The organism is Kerstersia similis (genome assembly GCF_965139615.1).
Taxonomy (GTDB): domain Bacteria; phylum Pseudomonadota; class Gammaproteobacteria; order Burkholderiales; family Burkholderiaceae_B; genus Kerstersia; species Kerstersia similis.
Genome location: NZ_CBCSIQ010000005.1, coordinates 77,284 through 96,074, shown reverse-complemented (window position 1 = coordinate 96,074; position 18,791 = coordinate 77,284). Strand labels below are relative to the sequence as shown.

Sequence of the window (18,791 nt, the reverse complement as noted above, 5' to 3'; positions counted from 1 at the left end):
GAGGGCGTGCGTTCAGGGCTCGCGAATTTCGGGTTCGAAGGTCAGGGCGAGGGAGTTGATGCAATAGCGCCTGCCGGTAGGGGGCGGGCCATCAGGGAAGACATGGCCCAGATGGGCATCGCAGATATTGCACAGGACTTCGGTGCGTATCATGCCATGGCTGGTATCGAGTTCTTCCCGCACATATTCCGGCACGATGGGGTCGAAATAGCTGGGCCAGCCACAGCCGGCATCAAATTTGGTATCCGACGCAAACAGCGCCGTGCCGCAGCAGACGCAGCGATAGATACCCGGTGTGGCGGTATCCCAGTAGCGCCCGGTAAAGGCACGTTCCGTTGCCTTGCGGCGGGTGACGGCGAATTCTTCAGGGCTGAGCTGCTCGCGCCACTCTTCCTCGGTTTTATGGACTTTCTGCATAAACAGTGAGTGATCGGCCAGGTAAATGAAAGCCGCATGAACGGCTTTGGGGAACGCATGGTGCATAATCGCCCACCATGTTAATCGAGTTTGAAAACGTCGGCGTCGAAACCCCCTCGGGCTGTGTGCTGGACGGTCTGGATATCGCCTTGTCGGAGCGCCGCATTGGCATTGCCGGCCCCAATGGCGCCGGCAAGAGTACCTTTGCGCGTCTGCTCAACGGCTTGCGCCTGCCGACGCGTGGCCAGGTTCGTATCGACGGATTCGATACCCGGCGCCAGACCGCTCAGGTGCGCCAGCGGGTAGGTTTCATGTTCCAGAATCCGGAAAACCAGATCGTGTTTCCGGTGGTCAGCGAGGATCTGGCATTCAGCCTGCGTGCCTCGGGGCTGGATGCGGCCCAGCGGCAGGCGCGCATCGAGGCGCAATTGGAAGATCTGGGCATTGCGCATTTGCTGGAGCGTCCGGCGCATGCGCTGTCTGGCGGTGAGCGGCAACTGGTGGCGCTGGCGGCGGTCTTGCTGATGCAGCCGGCGCTGGTGGTTTTCGATGAGCCGACCACGCAGCTGGATCTGCGGCACCGCAATCGGTTTGCCGCCTTGCTGGCGCGCTTGCCGCAGCAGGCGGTGGTCGTCAGCCATGATCTGGAACTGTTGGAAACCTGCGAACGGGTGTTGGTCATTGTGTCCGGCCGGATTGCGGCGGACGATACGTCCCGGGCTGCGCTGGCCTGGTACCGCCGGCATTGCGGGTGAGGCGGGGGCGAGTCATGCACAGGGACAGGCGTAACAGAAGCGGGCGGCGTCTCTCGGGGGTGGCGGCATGATGCTATCCCTGTATGTCCCGGGCGACAGCTGGCTGCATCGTTTGCCTGCGGGCTGGAAACTGGGCGGACTTTGCCTGGCGGGCCTGCTGGTCTATTTCATCCACCAGCCGGTCTGGCTGACGGTGGTATTGGCGCTGGCGGCAGGGTTGCTGTGGCGTTCGGGCGCGGGTTGGCTGCGTATCTGGCGCCAGGGCCGCGGCCTCCTGTTCCTGATTCTGCTGTTATGCGCTTTCATGGCAATTTTCGATAGCCCGGCACGGGCCGGGGGCGCCGCGCTGCGGGTTGCGACAGTCTGCATGCTGGGGATGGCCGTGACGTTCACGACACGCAGCGGCGACTTGCTGCGTGTCGTTGAGCAACTGTTGCAGCCCCTGCAACGCCGGGGCTGGGTCGATGCCGGCCGGGTCGCTCTGGCGATCGGGCTGGTGTTGCGTTTCGTACCGGAAATTCTGCGGCAATACGGCGAACTGCGCGAGGCGCAGCAGGCGCGGGGCCTCAAAGCCAATGCATTGGCCTTGCTGGTGCCATTGATCGTGCGCACACTGCGTCGCGCCGATGAAATTTCCGATGCCATAGATGCCAGGGATAGCGGAGGCCGGCAACCCTAGGCCAAGGCATGCGGCCCATGAGTCGCGGCCTGGCGTAGAACACCCGGCCTGCGGGTTCTTCACTAAAATGCACCAGCCGGCAGGCGCTTGCCGGGGATACGGAGAAACTGTTTTGCTGAAGACCAAAGATCTTGTGCTGGTGGCGCTCTTTGCCGCCATCATTATTGTGTTGGGCGTGATGCCGCCCATTGCCTTGCCACTGGTGCCCGTCCCGTTGACCCTGCAAACCCTCGGGGTGATGCTGGCAGGCCTGATGCTGGGGCCCTGGCGTGGCTTGATGGCCGTGGCGCTGTATCTGTTGCTGGCGGCTGCTGGTTTGCCTGTATTGACAGGCGGCCGTGGCGGGCTGGGGGCCTTTATGGGCCCCAGCGGCGGATTCCTGCTGGGCATGCTGGTGGGCAGCTGGGTGGTGGGTTATCTGGCCGTGCGGGCTGCCTATCATCAGAAAGAACTGTTGCATGCTGTCTCGGGCTATGCGCTGTCGGCCTTCATCGGCGGCGTGCTGGTGGTCTATCTGTTCGGCGTGCCGGGCATGGCGCTGACGCTGGGCATGAGCTTGCAGCAGGCCTTGATGGCAGCCCTGATGTTCCTGCCAGGCGATATCATCAAGGTATTGATCGCGGCCTGGCTGACTTTCCGCGTACGGCGCATCTATCCGCTCTGAACAAGGCAATGCGGCTGGCAGCGGAATCATGCCGCGGCCAGCCCGTGACACGATCCTGGGCTAGACGCCCAGGCGCTGTATGAGCGCTGTTTCGCGGGCGCCGAGTTCTGCCGCCGAGAAATGATCGACAATGGCGCCGTTTTCCATCACGTAGAAGCGGTCTGCCAGCGCGGCGGCGAAAGGAAAATTTTGCTCGATCAGCAGCATGCTGTATCCCCGCGTTTTCAAGGCGGCGATGCTGGCAGCCATGGCTTCGATGATGACGGGGGCCAGCCCTTCAGAGACTTCATCGAGCAACAGCAGGTTGGCCTGGGTGCGCAGGATGCGGGCCAGCGCCAGCATCTGTTGTTCGCCACCGGAGAGCCGGGTGCCTGGCGTCTGGCGTCGTGCTTCCAGATTGGGGAACAGCTGGTAGATATCTGCCAGTGTCATGGCCTGCCCGCCGGGAACCGGCGTGTCAGGCGGCAGCAGCAGGTTTTCTTCGCAGCTCAGGCTGGCGAAGATGCCGCGTTCTTCCGGGCAATAGCCCGCTCCCAGGCGAGCAATGCGATGAGGGGGCAGCCCGATGGTTTCAGTGCCATTGACCTGTATCGAGCCGCTGCGCCGGACTCTCAGGCCCATGATGGCGCGCAGGGTGGTCGTACGGCCGGCACCGTTGCGGCCGAGCAGCGCGACGGCTTCCCCCCTGGGAACCGTCAAATTCACGCCGCGCAGCACATGGACATTGCCATACCAGGCATGCAGGTCTTTCAGAACAAGGGCGGGAGTGTCGGTCATGGCAATTCCTGGGCCGGCGGCAGATCCGGCGCGTCTGGCATCATAGACGGAAACCGGTGCTGCGCAGCGCCGGGGCTGGGCCTGCTCGTGCGATCCGGCTGCCGGAAGCCGTGCTAAGCCGCCGTCTTTTCCTTGAAGTCGCACAGGTCGGCGACACCGCACTGCGGGCATTTCGGCTTGCGTGCGACACAGATGTAGCGGCCATGCAGGATCAGCCAGTGATGGGCATCCTGTTTGTATTTACGCGGAACGACCCGTTCCAGCCGCTGCTCCACGGCGACGACATCTTTGCCTGGAGCCAGTCCGGTGCGGTTGGAGACGCGGAAGATATGCGTATCCACAGCGATGGTGGGCATGCCAAAAGCAGTGTTGAGTACCACATTGGCAGTTTTTCGCCCTACGCCAGGCAAGGATTCCAGGACGGCGCGATCCGGCGGCACTTCGCCGCCGAAGCGTTCCAGCAGGATGCGGCTGGTTGCCACGGCGTTCTTTGCCTTGGTTCGAAACAGGCCGATGGTCTTGATGTACTCGGCCAGGCCTTCTTCCCCCAGTGCCACCAGCCCGGCCGCTGTGCCATGGTCGGGGAAAAAGCGCCGGGTGGCGATATTGACGGATTTATCCGTTGCCTGCGCGGACAGCAGAACGGCGATCAGCAACTGGAAATTGCTGCCGTATTCAAGTTCGGTCGTGGGGTGCGGATTGGCTGCCTGGAAACGGGCGAACATTTCCTCACGCTGGGCCTGGTTCATGGCGTGTCGCCGCTTTGCGTGGCGGGCGCGCCGCGGCGGGCGCGGGCTCGCGCCAGGACATCGGCAATCACAGCGCGCTTGCGGGTATCGGTGCCGGCATTGCCTGCCGGGGCCGGTACGTCGGATGACGGATGCGCTGCCGTGGCGGCGGTGGCGGGAATAGGCGGCAGGGCCGGTGCCTGCTGGCTGGCCTGGCGCAGGCGCTGGCGGCGCGTCTGGCTGGCTTGATGGCGCTGACGCGAAATATCTGCATCGTTGCGTTGCCAGTCGCGTCCTGCCGGTACCATGGCGATGCAATCGACCGGACAGGCGGGCAGGCAGAGCTCACAGCCGGTGCACCAGTCTTCCAGCACCGTGTGCATGCGTTTGTTGGCGCCGACGATGGCATCGACCGGACAGGCGGCAATGCACAGCGTACAGCCGATACAGTGTTTTTCCTCTATCACGGCCAGATGGAAGCCATTGAAGTCGCCACAGGACGGATCCAGCGGCAGCGCCGGGCGGACGAGCAACTGCGCCAACGCTTCAACGCCAGCCGTGCCGCCGGGCGGGCAGCGATTGATTTCTGCTTCGCCCGCGGCGATGGCGTCCGCATAAGGGCGGCAGCCGTCATAGCCGCATTGCGTGCATTGCGTTTGCGGCAGCAGGGCGTCAATGCGTTGGGCCAGCCGCGCGCCGGACAGGGAATCGGACATAATGAAGGCAGAAAAATAAGCAGGTCTGGCACCTGGCGGCGCCAGCAGGATTACCAGTAGTTTTCGACAGCCAGATTGCCGGCGTTGCCCCGGCGGCCAGGGGCGAAGCCGCGTGCCGACAGCAGTTTGCGAGTATCGGCCACCATCTCGGGATTGCCGCACAGCATGATGCGCGAGCGGGCCGGATCCAGGCTGATGCCGGCAAGCTGTTCGAGCCGGCCATCTTCGAACAGCTGGGTGAGGCGAGCCTGGGGATGGTCCGCGAAGGCTTCGCGGGTGGGCAGCGGCAGGTAGCGCAGCCGGCCGTCATAGCGGCGAACCAGCGCTTCGATTTCTTCGCGATAGGCAAGTTCGGCCACTTCGCGCACGCCATGCGCCAGAACGACACGCGGAAATCGTTGCCAGAGCAGCGGGTCGCGCAGCATGGACAGATAGGCGGACAACCCGGTGCCGGAGGCCACCAGCCAGATGTCTTCGCCATCGACAAAGCGGTCCAGGGTCAGAAAACCGAAGACGGTACGGTCGATATAGAGGCCGGCGCCAGGCGCAAGCTCGGCCAGCCGGGTGCTGAAGTCGCCCTCCGGCACCACGACGGAATAGAACTCCAGCTCGGCTTCGTCGGGCGCGGAGACCATGGAATAGGCGCGCCAGATGGTAGGCGCCGCATCGGCGGCGTCTTCGGCGGGCAAGCCCAGGCGGGCGAACTGGCCCGGCAGGAACTGAAAACCTTCCGGACGGCTGACCCGAACGGAAAACAATTTGCCCGGCATCCATTCGGTGCGGGACAGCAAGGTTTGCCGGGTGTATTTGTCAGCGTCGGTACTCATGGCTTTCCTGGTTGGCCAACGCCTGGAATACGCCAGGGTCAGCGTTCCAGGTATTGAAGTTTATCGGTCTTGCCGTTCCATTCGTCGGCGTCCGGCAAGGGTTCCTTGGCCCGGCTGATGCTGGTAAAGACCGGAGCCAACTCCGCATTCAATTCAATGAATGCCTGTTGATCCTCAGGGACGTCTTCCTCGGCGAAGATGGCATTGGCTGGGCACTCTGGAATACAGACGGCACAGTCGATACACTCGTCCGGGTCGATGACCAGGAAATTGGGGCCTTCACGGAAGCAATCGACAGGACATACGTCAACGCAATCGGTGAATTTGCATTTGATGCAGTTTTCGGTAACGACGTGAGTCATGCTGGCAGATGCGCTCTGGGCGCGTAAAGTATCGGCAAATAGGGCACAATTTTAGCGAATTGTGGCCGTCTCAGCCGTAATTACCCCTACCTGCACATGGTACTTGTGCTAATGTTGAGAAAAATTCTCATGCAGCCATGATTATTAAATCTTTACTCGATACCGACTTATACAAATTTACTATGATGCAGGTGGTCCTGCATCATTTCCCTGCCGCCCAGGTCGAGTATCGCTACAAGTGCCGCACCCAGGGCGTGGATCTCGTTCCGTATCTCGACGAAATCCGCGCTGAAGTGCGCGCGCTATGCGCGCTGCGCTTCACTGAGGACGAATTGGCCTATCTCAGCGGCCTGCGTTTCATCAAGAGCGATTTCGTCGATTTCCTCGGGCTGTTCCATCTGCCGGAACGCTGTATTCACATTGAAAAAGGTGAGCAGCCGGGAGAAATTGCCATTACGGTGCGCGGTCCCTGGCTGCATACCATCCTATTTGAAATTCCTGTGCTGGCGATTGTCAACGAGGTGTATTTTCGCAACACTCGCCAGCAACCGGACTGGGAAGAAGGGCGTCAGAGGCTGAAAGACAAGATCCAGCTGGTGCGCGATGCGTCCGATCTGGCGAACTTCCGTGTCGCGGATTACGGCACGCGGCGCCGTTTTTCACGCGTCTGGCACGAGGAAGTGCTGCAGACCCTGCAGGCTGGCCTGGGGCGCCATCTGGTCGGCACCAGCAACGTCGATCTGGCCATGCGCAATGGCCTGACGCCTTTGGGCACCATGGCGCATGAATATCTGCAGGCCTGCCAGGCGCTGGGCCCGCGCCTGCGCGATTCCCAGGTGTTCGCACTGGAAACCTGGGCGCGCGAATACCGCGGCGACCTTGGCATTGCCTTGTCGGATGTTTATGGGCTGGAAGCGTTCCTGCGCGACTTCGACATGTACTTCTGCAAACTCTTCGATGGCGCCCGCCATGATTCGGGCGATCCTTTCGAATGGGGCGAGCGCCTGCTGGCCCATTACCAGGGCAACCGGGTCGATCCGCGCGACAAGACCCTGGTGTTTTCGGATTCGCTGGATTTTCCCAAGGCCATCGAGTTGGCGCGCCGTTTCGAGGGGCGCTGCAAGGTGTCTTTCGGCATCGGTACCAACCTGACCAATGATCTGGGTTATGCGCCTTTGCAGATTGTCATGAAAATGGTGCGCTGCAATGGCCAGCCGGTCGCCAAGGTCTCTGATGCGCCGGAAAAAACCATGTGCGATGATCCTGCCTATCTGGCGTATCTGCGCCAGGTATTCAATTTGCCGCCGGTCTGATTTTGCATGACCGGTGTTTTACTCTAGGAAATAAAAATGTCGGATATCAAACGATTCAACGTGGGCAAGCGCCTGTCGGATATGGCCGTGTACAACGGCGTGGCCTACCTGGCTGGCCAGGTGCCGGACGATACCACCCAGGATATCGTGGGCCAGACCCAGCAGGTGCTGGCGATCATCGACACCCTGCTCCAGGAAGCCGGTACCGATAAGTCGCGCATCCTGTACGCACAGGTTTTCGTGGCCAACATGAAAGAGTTCGATGGCATGAACCAGGCGTGGGACGCTTGGGTCAGCGGCATTCAGGCGCCTCCCCGCGCGACGGTCGAAGCCCGTTTGGCCAATGCCGACGTCAAGGTTGAAATCGTTGTCACGGCTGCGTTGAAGTAATGCGGTTGCGCGGGTCCTGCCGGTAGTAGCGGCTGAGCTGCTCATACCAGGCCGGCATGGCCTGCGCCAGACGCCATGGATCCACGAAAAAGGCCTCGGAACTGACTGCGAAGAACTCCGCTTCGTCAGTGGCGGCATAGGGATCCAGCGGCAGCGTCTCATACCAGGCATCTGCCTCCGGGCTGTCCGGATCCAGGTCTGGCGGAAGTGTGGTTTCGATCTCATCGAGCTGGACGCGCAAGGCTTCCAGCGCTTCCGTCAGGATCTCGCGCCAGCGGCGCGGCGCCAGGCCTGCGTGTGCTTCCAGCCAAGGCGTGCCATCGGCATCGCCGGCGTACAGGTCGAGCTTGTGCGCGAACTCATGAATCACCACATTGAAGCCGGGGCTGCCGGGCGCGACGGTGTCGTCCCAGGACAGCAGAACCGGGCCGCCATCCCAGGCCTGGCCGGCCGCTTCTTCCATGTATTCGTGCACGACGCCGATGGCATCCGCGTCCTGGCGCGGAATCAGAAAACCGCTGGGATACACGATGATTTCGTCCCAGCCGGCATAGAGCTCCACCGGCAAATGAAGGATGGGCAGGCAGGCTTGAGCTGCGATGGTCAGGCGGATTTGGTTGTCGATGGACAGACCCTGGGCGCCGTTGATGGTTTTGCTGGCCAGCAGCCAGGCAGCGCGTTGCAGCAATTGGGCGCGTTCCTGTGGGTCCAGCGTCGCCAGATAGGGGGCAGCCTGCAGGGTGGCCTCCCAAAGTTCGGCCGGGATTCTGGCCTGCATGCGTTCGGTGGCGCCGCGTGATGCGCCGGAGCCGGTCAACCAGCGGAACATGGGTCAAGCGTCCTGAGTCAGTGTCAATCGTTCCTGGGCATGCCTGGGGCATCCAGGGGCGCGGTGGATGTGCTGGCCATGGGTGGCACGACGGCAACAGGATGAATTGTTGCATGTCTGGCAGGCATTTCGTCCTGGACGCATCATGATGGCGCATATACCGTTTTCTCGTTTGAATGTCGATTCCGCCTGGTGTAGAGTGTCTGCTCCGATAATGGCCCGCGAGGTTCGCGGGCTTTTCGTGTTATTTGCCTCGATGGCGCCTTATGAAGTTATCTGACGATCCACCCGCTGATTCTCTCTCCGATGCCGACTGGCAGGAACGCGTGTGTGCCGGTCTGGATGAGGCCGGGCGCGATCTGGTGCTGCGCGCGCGCGACTGGGCGGCGCCGCATCTGCAGGGCGAAATCGCCATTTCCGGCGAACCGGTGGCGCACCATGCGGCCGGCGCCACGCGTATCCTGGCCGACTTGCAGACGGATGCCGAAGTCCGCGCCGCCGCCTTGCTGGGCGCATTGCCCGATACCATTGCCACGCGTGACGAAATGATCGTCAAGGCTTTCGGGCCGGCCATCGGGCGTCTGGTTCAGGGGAGCCGGGCGCTGTTGCGCCTGACTGCCGCTACGCGGGATTCCAGCGACAGTGCGGCGGATAGCGGTGCGCAGAAGGAGATGTTGCGCAAAATGCTGCTGGCCATGGCGGCGGATCTGCGCATCGTCTTGATGCGGCTGGCCTCGCGTTACCAGACCTTGCGTTGGCATGCGGCTTCCAAACGGCCCTGCACGCGGGAGTTTGCGCGTGAAACGCTGGATATCTACACGCCGCTGGCCAATCGCCTGGGTATCTGGCAGATCAAATGGGAAATGGAAGACCTGGCCTTCCGTTTTCTCGATAGCGACAAGTACAAGGAAATCGCCCGGCTGCTGGAAGAAAAGCGTACCGAGCGCGAAGCCTTCATTCGCAATGCCATCGAGCGCATTCATGCGGCGCTGGCAGCGGCTGGCGTAGAGGCCGACATCAGTGGCCGGCCCAAGCATATCTACAGCATCTGGAACAAGATGCGCATCAAGCGGCTGGCGTTTTCCCAGCTCTATGATCTGCGCGCCCTGCGCGTGATCGTCGAAGACGAGCGTGCCTGCTATACCGCGTTGGGCGTCGTGCAGGCGCTCTGGTCGCCTTTGACCGACGAGTTCGACGACTACATTTCGCGCCCCAAGCCCAATGGCTATCGTTCTTTGCATACGGTATTGATCGACGGCGATGGCCGGCCCTTCGAGGTGCAGATCCGCACCCGGGAAATGCACAACCATGCCGAATTCGGCATGGCGGCGCATTGGCACTACAAGGAAGCGGGCAAGCGGGGCGGGCAAGTGGCGGCCTCCAGCGCGGAAGACCGCCAGGTATCCTGGCTGCGCCAGCTGCTGGCCTGGAATGCGGACGTTTCGGCGGGTGGCTCCGAAGCCCCGGATGCCGCTGGCAAGGGCGGGGGACGTATTTATGTCCTGACGCCGCAGGCGCGTGTGATCGAATTGCCGGAAGGCGCCACGCCAGTGGATTTCGCCTACAGCCTGCATACGGATCTGGGGCATCGTTGCCGTGGCGCGCGCGTCAATGGCCAGATGGTGCCGCTCTTGACGCGCCTGGCGACGGGGCAGACAGTGGAAATCATCGCGGCCAAATCCGGCGGGCCCTCGCGGGATTGGCTGAACCCCCAATTGGGCTACCTGGCCAGTTCGCGTTCGCGCAGCAAGGTACGCCTGTGGTTCAACGCCATTGAATTGCAGCAGCGCATCACGCAAGGCCAGGCGCTGGTGGAAAAGGAACTGCAGCGCCTGGGCAAGACGGCGGTGAATCTGGAGCAGTTGGCGCAGCAGCATGGCTTCGCCAAGGCCGATGACCTGTACATCGCCGTGGCGAAGGATGAGTTCAGCCTGCGCCACCTGGAGGCCGGCTTCAACGGCCCGGTCGAGCGCGATGAACCTGGTCTGGTGGCCAGTGGTAAATCCACCCATGCGCCAGGCGATAAAACCGGTGTGCTGGTGGTCGGTGTGGATTCGCTGCTGACGCAGCTGGCGCGCTGCTGCCGTCCGGCGCCGCCGGATATTATCCAGGGCTTCGTCACACGCGGCCGGGGGGTATCCATCCACCGCGAGGACTGCCCCAGTTTTGCTGCATTGGCAGCCCGGCACCCGGAGCGGGTCATTGATGTGGCCTGGGGCGGGCGTGCCGACGACGCGCGCTATCCGGTGGATATCATCGTGCGTGCGCAGGATCGCTCCGGCCTGTTGCGGGATATCTCGGAAGCATTCGCCAAGTTGCGGCTGAATGTGACCGGTGTGAACACGCAAAGCCGCCAGTCGCTGGCGCACATGATCTTCACGGTGGAGGTCGTCGATGGCGAGCAGTTAGGGCGTGCCATCCACGTGCTGAATGAAGTGCCTGGCGTTTTGACCGTGCAGCGCCGCTGAACCCTGGGGCACCTTTTTCCGCGAATACGAAGGCCGCGCCCGGATGCCGGGGGCGGCCTTCGTGTTTAGGGCGTATCAGCCTTGCTCAGGCCAGGCCGTGCTGTTGCACCAGAATGTGCGATTGCATGCCGCCATCGACCGGCACATTGACACCGCGCATCCAGACCGAACCGCTGCTCAGCAGGAAGGCCACGACCGGCGCGATATCCGAAGGACGGCCCGGGCGGTCCATGGTTTTCATGTCTTCTTCTGCGCGGGCGCCCAGGGTTTCGATGAAGTCGCCCAGAATCGGGGTATCGACCGGGCCGGGGCTGACGGCATTCATCCGGATGCCGCGATCCCGCCAGGTCCAGCGGTTTTGCATGGTCCAGGTGATCAGGGCTTCCTTGGAGAAGAAGTAGCTGCGCGCGCCGCTGATGTCGTGGTGTTTGCAGAAGTCTGCGACACCATCGAAGTCCAGGGTTTCGCTGGCACGGATGGCAGGAATGGCATCTGGCCAGCCGATACCGGCCAGCGAGGCCAGATTGACGATGGCGGCATTTTGCGCGAGCTTGGGCAAGACGCCTTGCGTCAGGTATTTCAGGCCCACGAGGTTGACGCGCAGCACTTGTTCAGCCGGCCGGGTGGGCGGCAGGCCGGTGATATTGGCCAGGCCATCCAGTTGCGCGGGCAGTTGCGCCACGAGCGCGTCGATAGAGGCGCGATCCCCGAGATCGGCCTGGATGAATTGTGCGACCTCGACCTTCGGCGGGTTGATATCCACGCCAATGACGCGCGCGCCCTGGGCTGCAGCGACTTTGGCGGTTTCCGCACCGATACCGGACGAGACGCCGGTGATCACCAGGGTTTTATCTTGCAGCATAACGGTTCCTTTTGACTGATCTCTCAGGGACAGCCCGGTGCTGGCAGGGCAGGATGAGTTGCCTGAGCCATGCGTACCGGGCCAGTCGCGTGCATCACATTTAGAAAGGATAGTGGCGCGGCGTGGTCTGTACTGTGATCCAGCGCAATTCGGTGAATGCCTCGATGCCGGCTTTGCCGCCGAAACGGCCATAGCCCGAGTGCTTCACGCCGCCAAAGGGCATTTGTGCTTCGTCGTGCACCGTCGGGCCGTTGATGTGGCAGATGCCGGCTTCGATACGGGCAGCAATTTGCCAGGCGCGGGCGACATCGCGGCTGAAGACGGCAGAGGACAAGCCGAATTCGTTGTCATTGGCGATGGCAATGGCTTCTTCGTCGCCATTAGCGCGCACGATGGCCTTGACCGGGCCGAAAGTCTCTTCGTTGTAAATGCCCATTTCCGGTGTGACATGATCGAGCAGGGTGGCTGGAATCAGGGTGCTGTCGGCCTTGCCGCCGCAGACCAGCTTGGCGCCTTTGGCCAAGGCGTCGTCGATCAGGGCATTGCAGCGCTCGACCGTGCTTTGATCTACCACCGAGCCCAGCACCGCAGGTCCTTTGCGCGGGTCGCCCAGCGGCAGCGACTGCGCCTTGGCAGCCAGGCGGGCAACGAACTCGTCGCCGATGGCATTGTCCACGATGATGCGTTCGGTGGACATGCAGATCTGGCCGGAATTGGCGAAGGCGCCGAAGCTGGCCGCCTGTACTGCGGCGTCGATATCGGCGTCGGCCAGGACCAGGAAGGGCGCCTTGCCGCCCAGTTCCAGGACGGCGGGCTTGAGGTACTTGGCGCAGGTTTGCGCAATGATGCGGCCAACCCGGGTGGAACCGGTGAAATTCACCCGGCGTACGGCGGGGTGCGCCACGATGGCTTCGACCACTGTCCCGGCATCGGCGGGCGCGTTGGTCACGAAATTGACCACGCCATCAGGCAGGCCGGCCTCCTGCAAGGCTTCGATAATCAGGCCGTGTGTCGCCGGGCTCAGCTCAGAGCCCTTCAGAATGACGGTGTTGCCGCATGCCAGCGGCGTGGCGATGGCGCGCACGGCCAGGATGATGGGCGCATTCCAGGGGGCGATGCCCAGCACGACACCGGCGGGCTGGCGTACCGCCATGGCGAGGCTGCCCGGCACGTTGGAAGGGATCAGTTCACCGTTGATCTGCGTAGTCAGTGCAGCGGCTTCTTGCAGCATGCCGGCGGCCAGATGGACGTTGAAGCCGGCCCACATGGCAGAGGCGCCGGTTTCGCTGGCCATGGCGCGGGCGAAGGCCTCGCCTTTGGCTTCCAGCGACACGGCGGCTTTTAGCAGCAGGTTGCGGCGTTCGCCTGGGCCCATGGCGGCCCAGGCGGGGAAGGCGCGGGCGGCGGCTTCCGCCGCTGCATGGGCGTCCTCTGCGGTTGCGGCAGGCGCGCGCGTGGCGACGCTGCCGTCCAGGGGGTTGCGGCGCTCGAAGGTGGCGCCATTGGCGGCATTGCGGCGCTGGCCGCCGATCAGCATCTGGATGTCAGTGGTCATGGCTTGTTTCCTTTCTTTGTAATGGCGGCTGCCGCCTGCTGGGCGGGCAGTGCCGATGTCTCGCTCACGGGACGGCGGTGTTGCTGGCGGATCGCCTGCCTGTCAACCCGGACATGCCGGCTTTCTCTCGGCGATGCCTGTCACCGGGCCTGGTGACAGATTGATTCGGGGCCGCCAGGGCAATCCGAGGGCCATCCATTGCCTATCGTAAAACGGGGCATGTTCTTGCGCTTGCCTGAAAGTGCAGCGGACGCTTGCCTGATGATGCAAGGAAATCAGTGTTTTCCCTTGGTTGCGGGCATCCAGGCATGTCCTTGGCGGGCGGAATAGGGACGGATCCGTGGAAAACGGAAAAGCGGGCGAAATTTGGAGGGATAATGCAGGATCCAGTCAGACCCGGGAGGTTCGTCATGGCATCTACTCCGCTTGCCGGTCGCTCAGGCGCCCCATCGCTGCCCGCCGCCATAGCCTCCGCGCCGGGCCAGGGGCCGTCTTTGCGTCTGGATGGTGCGGGCAGTGCACCCGGCACGGTGCTGAGTACCGATGGCTTGCGCGCCGCAGAGACTGCACCGGCCTGGACGGAATGGATGGGGCAGTTGTTTCACGGGATAGAGTCGGATATCTACGGCGATGCCAGCTTTGAAGGCCGCGTGGCCACAGCCTGCGCGGGCGAGGTGGTGTTGACGCGCCTGCAGGCCAACCGGCATCGTGTCAGGCGGCGCGGCAGCGCGGCCTGCCGTCCGGAGGCGGACTATCTGAAAATCGTTGCTCCCTGGCAGGGAGAAGCGCTGGTCGAACAGTATGGACGCCAGGCACAGGTGCGCTCTGGTGGCTGGGCGATTTACGACATGACGCAGGGTTATGACATTTCCAATCCCCTGTATTCGGATCATTTGATCGTGATGGTGCCGCGTTCGGCCCTGGCCGAACGCGGTCTGGCGCTCGACGAGCTGATGGGGCGGGGCACGGGCGGCAGCGGCATCGCCAGGGTGGCGCTGGAAACCATGCGCAGCACCTACCAGGAATTGCAGCAGATGGCGCCTGCCACGGCGAGTGGCGCAGGCGCCGCCATCGCGGAACTGGTGCGCTTGTGCCTGCTGGAAATGAGCGGCGCGCAGACAGCGATCAGCCGCCAGGAAGCTTTCCGCGATGAAGTGCGGGCCTATATCGGCCGTCATCTGCGTGATCCCGGGTTGAATTTGGAGCAGATTGCGCAGGCCCTGGGTTGCAGCAAGCGGCATTTGCATCATGCATTCGCAGGCGAGTCGCAATCGCTGGCACATTACATCCTGCAGCGCCGGGTGCAGGCCTGCATGCGTGATTTGCGCGATCCGGCGCGGGCTAGGCAAACCATCACCGAGATTGCTTTTGCCTGGGGATTCAGCAACGGCGCCCATTTCAGCCGTGTTTTCCGTGATCATGCCGGTGTCTCGCCAAGTGATTTCAGGCGTCTGCATGCCTTGGGTTGAGCATCGCTGAACTCCGCGCCGGGCCACGGTTGCACCGGCATTCAGGCGGCTTGTGCCGGCCGTTATGGGGGGCAGGCGCTACAGCTCGGTTCAGCTCGGGTAAAATGCCCGATTGCTTATCGGATCCCGCCCAGAGTGGCGGGATATTGTTACAGGCGGGAGAATCCTGGTGAAACCTTACGATCTGCCGGATGCTGCGGGTCATTTCGGTCCTTTTGGTGGCGTATTCGCTGCGGAAACCCTGCGCTTTGCGCTGGATGAACTGACCGCGGCCTACGAGCGCTACCGCAAAGATCCGGAGTTCCTCAAGGAGTTCCAGAGCGAGCTGGCGCACTTTGTCGGCCGTCCTACGCCGGTGTATCACGCGCGGCGCTGGTCGGAACGGCTGGGGGGCGCGCAGATCTGGTTCAAGCGCGAAGACCTCAACCACACCGGCGCGCACAAGGTCAACAATTGCATTGGCCAGGCGCTGCTGGCCAACCGCATGGGCAAGCATCGCGTCATTGCCGAAACCGGTGCCGGCCAGCATGGCGTTGCCACGGCGACTGTCGCGGCACGGTATGGCATGGAATGCGTGGTGTACATGGGCAGCGAAGATGTACGCCGCCAGGCGTCCAATGTCTATCGCATGAAGCTGCTGGGGGCGACGGTGGTGCCGGTCGAGTCCGGGACGCGTACGCTCAAGGACGCCCTGAACGAAGCCATGCGTGATTGGGCCACCAATGTGGATCACACGTTCTATATCATCGGCACGGCAGCCGGCCCGCATCCTTACCCGATGTTGGTGCGCGATTTCCAGACCGTCATTGGCAAGGAGTGCCGCGAGCAGATGCCTCGCGATGCCGGGCGCCAGCCGGATGTGGTGGTCGCTGCGGTTGGCGGCGGGTCGAATGCCATCGGTATCTTCCATCCTTATATCGACGACGCGGCCGTGCAATTGGTTGGTGTCGAGGCAGCGGGTGATGGCCTGAACAGCGGCCGGCATGCGGCTTCGCTGGCAAAAGGAACGGTAGGCGTGCTGCACGGCAATCGCACCTATGTGCTGCAGGACGATGACGGTCAGGTGCTGGGCACGCATTCCGTCTCTGCCGGCCTGGACTATCCGGGCGTTGGCCCCGAGCATGCCTGGCTCAAGGACAGCGGCCGTGCCAATTATGTGGCGGTCGATGACGAAGCGGCTTTGCAGGCGTTCCACGACTGCTGCCGCATCGAAGGCATCATGCCGGCGCTGGAGTCATCACATGCAATTGCGCATGCTGTCGCCCTGGCACCTACCTTGCCGCGTGACAAGATCATCCTCGTCAATCTCTCCGGTCGGGGAGACAAGGACATGCATACCGTGGCCGAGCGCGGCGGTATCCAACTGTGACGGATTCAATCATGCAGAGTCATTCGCGTATTGACCGGGCTTTTGCCCGGACACGGGAAGCGGGCCGTGCCGCCCTGATTCCCTATATTCCTGCCGGCGACCCGGATGCAGAGAGCATCCCCGCGCTGATGCATGCGCTGGTCGAGGCCGGTGCGGACGTCATCGAATTGGGCGTGCCGTTTTCCGACCCGACGGCGGACGGCCCGGTTATCCAGCTGGCGGCCGAGCGTGCCATTGCCCAGGGTGTGGGTTTGCGCCGCACGCTGGAAATGGTGGCGCAGTTCCGCCAGCACGACCAGGAAACCCCGGTCGTGCTGATGGGCTATGCCAACCCGATCGAGCGCATGGGTGAGCTCGAATTCGTGCGCCAGGCCCAGGCGGCCGGGGTGGACGGCGTTCTGACCGTGGACTACCCGGCAGAAGAGATTGGTACCCTGGCGCAAGCCTTGGAAACAGCAGGGATTGCGCCGATTTTCCTGCTGGCGCCCACCTCCACCGAAGCGCGTATCCGCTCCGTTGCACGGGTGGCTCGTGGGTATGTCTATTATGTTTCGTTGCGCGGCGTGACGGGGTCTGGCGGTCTGGATGTGGCGGAAGTCGAGTCCAGGCTGGCGCAAATCCGTCGCGATGTGCAGATTCCCATTGGTGTCGGCTTTGGTATCCGCGATGCGGCGACCGCCAGTCGTATTGGCGGTTTCGCCGATGCGGTGGTGATTGGAACCAAGATCATCGAGGTCATGCAGCAGGCGCTGCGCGACCATGCCGACGATAAGCAGGCGGCAATTGCCGCCGTGGCGGACTGGCTGCGCGATATTCGTCGTGCGCTGGATACCGCCCGTCACTGAAACCTTCATTCCGGATCAACCGAATATGAGCTGGATCGAGAAAATCCTTCCCCCACGCCTGACCAAATCCCAGGACTCCGGCGCTCGCCGGGTGCCGGAGGGGCTGTGGGTCAAATGCCCGTCCTGCGAGGCCGTGCTTTACAACGAAGACTTGGCGGCCAGCCTGAATGTCTGCCCCAAGTGTTCCCACCACATGCGTCTGAGCGCGCGGGCGCGCATTGACTCCCTGCTGGATCTGGGCGGCCGCATGGAAATTGGCCAGAACACGCGTTCGGTCGATACGCTGAAGTTCAAGGACAGCCGCAAGTATCCGGACCGTCTGCAGGAAGCCATGAAGCAGACGGGGGAAACCGATGCGCTGATCGTCATGAGCGGCAGCATCCATGGTGTTGCGGCGGTGCTGGCCTGCTTCGAGTTTTCCTTCATGGCCGGTTCGATGGGGGCGGTGGTTGGCGAACGCTTTGCGCGTGGTGTGCAGGCGGCGCTGGATCAGCGTACGCCATTCATTTGCGTGGCAGCCTCGGGGGGCGCCCGCATGCAGGAAAGCCTGCTATCACTGATGCAGATGGCCAAGACCAATGCCATGCTGACGCGTCTGTCGGAAGCCGGCTTGCCTTTCATCAGTGTGCTGACTGATCCCACCATGGGCGGCGTGTCTGCCAGTTTCGCCTTCATGGGTGATGTGGTGATCGCCGAGCCCAAGGCCTTGATCGGCTTTGCCGGTCCGCGCGTGATTGAACAGACGGTGCGTGAAAAACTGCCGGAAGGTTTCCAGCGCGCCGAATTCCTGCTGCAGAAAGGGGCCGTGGATCGCGTGGTTGACCGCCGCCACCTGAAGCAGGAACTGGCAGACCTGCTGAGCCTGTTGACAGGTGTCGCCGTCGCAGAAAAAGCCTGATTGCAAGTCATTCGGGCTGGGCGGCGCTCTCTGGTCAAAGGGGGCGCCGCCCCTTTTTTATGACGGTTGTCATCCCGCGGGAGCGCGGATTGGCACAAAATGTTTCTTTTTTGAAAGTGCTTTGATCACAAGGCATGACGCTGCATCTGTTGGTTTCATGCGCCTTGTGTTCTCATAATGGTTTTCGCACGCTGTATGAGCGCCGTTTGGCATCGGGCGTGTATGATGCCGCGAGTCGTGGGGATTAGGGAGAAATCATGCGGATTCAAGAAGCTTTGGCGCGCCGCTGGCGCTATGCGTTGGCGGCCTTGCCCGTCGCTTTTCTGGCCTGTGTGCCAGCCACTCAGGCTGCCGAAGGTGGGTTGGGCTTGAGGGTCGGCATGGGTTCAGAAGCCTCTCGCGCTGAAGTTTTTTATCAGACGGAACCGTTCTGGTCGTATGAGCTGGGTGGCAACTGGGGCAAGCTGACCCTGGATGGGGAGTTCGGTGTTGCGTACTGGAAGGCACGTCACAATGATGAGCCGGGCAATGCCTGGCAATTTACCGCCACGCCCATGCTGCGCTGGTGGATGACACCCTCCTTCTATCTGGAAGGCGGGATCGGCGCGAGCGTGTTCAGCACGACCCATGTGGCAGGCAAGCAGATCAGTACGGCCTTCCAGTTTGCGGATCAGATCGGTATCGGTTTCCGTCCTGCTCCCGCGCATGACATCAGCCTGCGTTTTGCACACTATTCGAATGCCAGTATCAAGCGCCCCAATCCTGGGATCAACGCGCTGCAGCTGAATTACGTGTATCGCTTCTGAGTGCCATGTGGTCACGGGGTGACGGCGTTCATCCTGTTTGGCAGCATTTATGAAAAATCCCC

General features: G+C 62.4%; 19 protein-coding genes and 1 pseudogene. 11 read left to right on the top strand and 9 right to left on the bottom strand.

Features of this window, described 5'->3' with window-relative positions:
• Window positions 1-12 precede the first annotated feature (12 nt).
• The gene (msrB, locus tag ACNA1V_RS05125) at window positions 13-417 is read right to left on the bottom strand and encodes a peptide-methionine (R)-S-oxide reductase MsrB (protein WP_415832500.1); all 405 of its coding nucleotides are present in this window, start codon (window positions 415-417) and stop codon (window positions 13-15) included.
• 77 nt (window positions 418-494) lie between these two features.
• On the opposite strand from msrB, the gene ACNA1V_RS05120 reads away from it, so the two are divergent.
• From ACNA1V_RS05120 to ACNA1V_RS05110, 3 genes are all read left to right on the top strand, one after another.
• Window positions 495-1,172: an energy-coupling factor ABC transporter ATP-binding protein gene (locus ACNA1V_RS05120; RefSeq protein WP_415832499.1), complete on the top strand. Its 678-nt coding sequence runs from the start codon at window positions 495-497 to the stop codon at window positions 1,170-1,172.
• Window positions 1,173-1,239: 67 nt separating this feature from the next.
• Window positions 1,240-1,851, top strand: coding sequence for an energy-coupling factor transporter transmembrane component T family protein (locus ACNA1V_RS05115; RefSeq protein WP_415832498.1), 612 nt, complete (start codon window positions 1,240-1,242; stop codon window positions 1,849-1,851).
• A gap of 115 nt (window positions 1,852-1,966) precedes the next feature.
• Window positions 1,967-2,515, top strand: a complete 549-nt coding sequence (locus ACNA1V_RS05110; protein WP_415832553.1) for a biotin transporter BioY — start codon at window positions 1,967-1,969, stop codon at window positions 2,513-2,515.
• A gap of 60 nt (window positions 2,516-2,575) precedes the next feature.
• Here the strand turns inward: ACNA1V_RS05110 and ACNA1V_RS05105 are convergent, their stop codons facing one another.
• The 5 genes from ACNA1V_RS05105 to fdxA all read right to left on the bottom strand — a co-directional run bounded on the left by ACNA1V_RS05105 (window position 2,576) and on the right by fdxA (window position 5,925).
• Window positions 2,576-3,292 (bottom strand): ABC transporter ATP-binding protein, encoded by a 717-nt coding sequence (locus ACNA1V_RS05105; RefSeq protein ID WP_415832497.1) that lies wholly within the window; start codon window positions 3,290-3,292, stop codon window positions 2,576-2,578.
• Between the two features lie 113 nt (window positions 3,293-3,405).
• Entirely contained in the window at window positions 3,406-4,041 is a 636-nt protein-coding gene (gene nth, locus ACNA1V_RS05100; RefSeq protein ID WP_415832496.1) for an endonuclease III, read from the bottom strand.
• Complete coding sequence (rsxB, locus tag ACNA1V_RS05095; RefSeq protein WP_415832495.1) at window positions 4,038-4,736, bottom strand: electron transport complex subunit RsxB; 699 nt, start codon at window positions 4,734-4,736, stop codon at window positions 4,038-4,040. Before rsxB ends, nth begins: the two co-directional genes overlap by 4 nt.
• 50 nt (window positions 4,737-4,786) lie before the next feature.
• Window positions 4,787-5,563: a ferredoxin--NADP reductase gene (locus tag ACNA1V_RS05090; RefSeq protein WP_415832494.1), complete on the bottom strand. Its 777-nt coding sequence runs from the start codon at window positions 5,561-5,563 to the stop codon at window positions 4,787-4,789.
• A gap of 38 nt (window positions 5,564-5,601) precedes the next feature.
• Entirely contained in the window at window positions 5,602-5,925 is a 324-nt protein-coding gene (gene fdxA / locus ACNA1V_RS05085; RefSeq protein WP_415832493.1) for a ferredoxin FdxA, read from the bottom strand.
• A gap of 131 nt (window positions 5,926-6,056) precedes the next feature.
• On the opposite strand from fdxA, the pseudogene pncB reads away from it, so the two are divergent.
• Window positions 6,057-7,238, top strand: a pseudogene (gene pncB, locus ACNA1V_RS05080) (nicotinate phosphoribosyltransferase); the annotation flags it as partial.
• Window positions 7,239-7,274: 36 nt separating this feature from the next.
• Entirely contained in the window at window positions 7,275-7,628 is a 354-nt protein-coding gene (locus tag ACNA1V_RS05075) for a RidA family protein (RefSeq protein ID WP_415832492.1), read from the top strand.
• On the opposite strand, the gene ACNA1V_RS05070 is transcribed toward ACNA1V_RS05075, so the two are convergent.
• Entirely contained in the window at window positions 7,609-8,457 is an 849-nt protein-coding gene (locus tag ACNA1V_RS05070) for a M90 family metallopeptidase (RefSeq protein WP_415832491.1), read from the bottom strand. The two genes, ACNA1V_RS05075 and ACNA1V_RS05070, sit on opposite strands and share 20 nt — an antisense overlap.
• Window positions 8,458-8,723: 266 nt before the next feature.
• Here ACNA1V_RS05070 and ACNA1V_RS05065 point away from each other — a divergent pair, with 266 nt between their 5' ends.
• Window positions 8,724-10,925, top strand: coding sequence for a RelA/SpoT family protein (locus ACNA1V_RS05065; RefSeq protein ID WP_415832490.1), 2,202 nt, complete (start codon window positions 8,724-8,726; stop codon window positions 10,923-10,925).
• Window positions 10,926-11,010: 85 nt separating this feature from the next.
• Here the strand turns inward: ACNA1V_RS05065 and ACNA1V_RS05060 are convergent, their stop codons facing one another.
• Window positions 11,011-11,787, bottom strand: a complete 777-nt coding sequence (locus tag ACNA1V_RS05060) for a coniferyl-alcohol dehydrogenase (RefSeq protein ID WP_415832489.1) — start codon at window positions 11,785-11,787, stop codon at window positions 11,011-11,013.
• A 100-nt stretch (window positions 11,788-11,887) separates the two neighbouring features.
• Window positions 11,888-13,342, bottom strand: coding sequence for an aldehyde dehydrogenase (locus ACNA1V_RS05055; protein ID WP_415832488.1), 1,455 nt, complete (start codon window positions 13,340-13,342; stop codon window positions 11,888-11,890).
• 587 nt (window positions 13,343-13,929) lie between these two features.
• On the opposite strand from ACNA1V_RS05055, the gene ACNA1V_RS05050 reads away from it, so the two are divergent.
• From ACNA1V_RS05050 to ACNA1V_RS05030, 5 genes are all read left to right on the top strand, one after another.
• On the top strand, window positions 13,930-14,811 hold the full coding sequence (locus ACNA1V_RS05050) for a helix-turn-helix domain-containing protein (protein ID WP_415832552.1): 882 nt from the start codon (window positions 13,930-13,932) through the stop codon (window positions 14,809-14,811).
• 169 nt (window positions 14,812-14,980) lie between these two features.
• Complete coding sequence (gene trpB / locus ACNA1V_RS05045; RefSeq protein ID WP_415832487.1) at window positions 14,981-16,180, top strand: tryptophan synthase subunit beta; 1,200 nt, start codon at window positions 14,981-14,983, stop codon at window positions 16,178-16,180.
• 11 nt (window positions 16,181-16,191) lie between these two features.
• On the top strand, window positions 16,192-17,025 hold the full coding sequence (gene trpA / locus ACNA1V_RS05040) for a tryptophan synthase subunit alpha (protein ID WP_415832486.1): 834 nt from the start codon (window positions 16,192-16,194) through the stop codon (window positions 17,023-17,025).
• Window positions 17,026-17,050: 25 nt separating this feature from the next.
• Window positions 17,051-17,923: an acetyl-CoA carboxylase, carboxyltransferase subunit beta gene (gene accD / locus ACNA1V_RS05035; protein WP_415832485.1), complete on the top strand. Its 873-nt coding sequence runs from the start codon at window positions 17,051-17,053 to the stop codon at window positions 17,921-17,923.
• Between the two features lie 257 nt (window positions 17,924-18,180).
• On the top strand, window positions 18,181-18,729 hold the full coding sequence (locus ACNA1V_RS05030) for an acyloxyacyl hydrolase (RefSeq protein ID WP_415832484.1): 549 nt from the start codon (window positions 18,181-18,183) through the stop codon (window positions 18,727-18,729).
• Window positions 18,730-18,791 lie beyond the last annotated feature (62 nt).

What these genes read in the sequence shown, in the direction of transcription:
- rsxB (WP_415832495.1), bottom strand. Translation starts at nt 4,736, where the DNA reads ATGTCCGATTCCCTGTCCGGCGCGCGGCTGGCCCAACGCATTGACGCC.
- trpA (WP_415832486.1), top strand. Translation starts at nt 16,192, where the DNA reads ATGCAGAGTCATTCGCGTATTGACCGGGCTTTTGCCCGGACACGGGAA.
- ACNA1V_RS05075 (WP_415832492.1), top strand. Translation starts at nt 7,275, where the DNA reads ATGTCGGATATCAAACGATTCAACGTGGGCAAGCGCCTGTCGGATATG.
- ACNA1V_RS05030 (WP_415832484.1), top strand. Translation starts at nt 18,181, where the DNA reads ATGCGGATTCAAGAAGCTTTGGCGCGCCGCTGGCGCTATGCGTTGGCG.
- ACNA1V_RS05105 (WP_415832497.1), bottom strand. Translation starts at nt 3,292, where the DNA reads ATGACCGACACTCCCGCCCTTGTTCTGAAAGACCTGCATGCCTGGTAT.
- msrB (WP_415832500.1), bottom strand. Translation starts at nt 417, where the DNA reads ATGCAGAAAGTCCATAAAACCGAGGAAGAGTGGCGCGAGCAGCTCAGC.
- ACNA1V_RS05120 (WP_415832499.1), top strand. Translation starts at nt 495, where the DNA reads ATGTTAATCGAGTTTGAAAACGTCGGCGTCGAAACCCCCTCGGGCTGT.
- nth (WP_415832496.1), bottom strand. Translation starts at nt 4,041, where the DNA reads ATGAACCAGGCCCAGCGTGAGGAAATGTTCGCCCGTTTCCAGGCAGCC.
- ACNA1V_RS05070 (WP_415832491.1), bottom strand. Translation starts at nt 8,457, where the DNA reads ATGTTCCGCTGGTTGACCGGCTCCGGCGCATCACGCGGCGCCACCGAA.
- ACNA1V_RS05055 (WP_415832488.1), bottom strand. Translation starts at nt 13,342, where the DNA reads ATGACCACTGACATCCAGATGCTGATCGGCGGCCAGCGCCGCAATGCC.
- ACNA1V_RS05050 (WP_415832552.1), top strand. Translation starts at nt 13,930, where the DNA reads ATGGGGCAGTTGTTTCACGGGATAGAGTCGGATATCTACGGCGATGCC.
- ACNA1V_RS05060 (WP_415832489.1), bottom strand. Translation starts at nt 11,787, where the DNA reads ATGCTGCAAGATAAAACCCTGGTGATCACCGGCGTCTCGTCCGGTATC.
- ACNA1V_RS05115 (WP_415832498.1), top strand. Translation starts at nt 1,240, where the DNA reads ATGATGCTATCCCTGTATGTCCCGGGCGACAGCTGGCTGCATCGTTTG.
- ACNA1V_RS05065 (WP_415832490.1), top strand. Translation starts at nt 8,724, where the DNA reads ATGAAGTTATCTGACGATCCACCCGCTGATTCTCTCTCCGATGCCGAC.
- ACNA1V_RS05090 (WP_415832494.1), bottom strand. Translation starts at nt 5,563, where the DNA reads ATGAGTACCGACGCTGACAAATACACCCGGCAAACCTTGCTGTCCCGC.
- accD (WP_415832485.1), top strand. Translation starts at nt 17,051, where the DNA reads ATGAGCTGGATCGAGAAAATCCTTCCCCCACGCCTGACCAAATCCCAG.
- fdxA (WP_415832493.1), bottom strand. Translation starts at nt 5,925, where the DNA reads ATGACTCACGTCGTTACCGAAAACTGCATCAAATGCAAATTCACCGAT.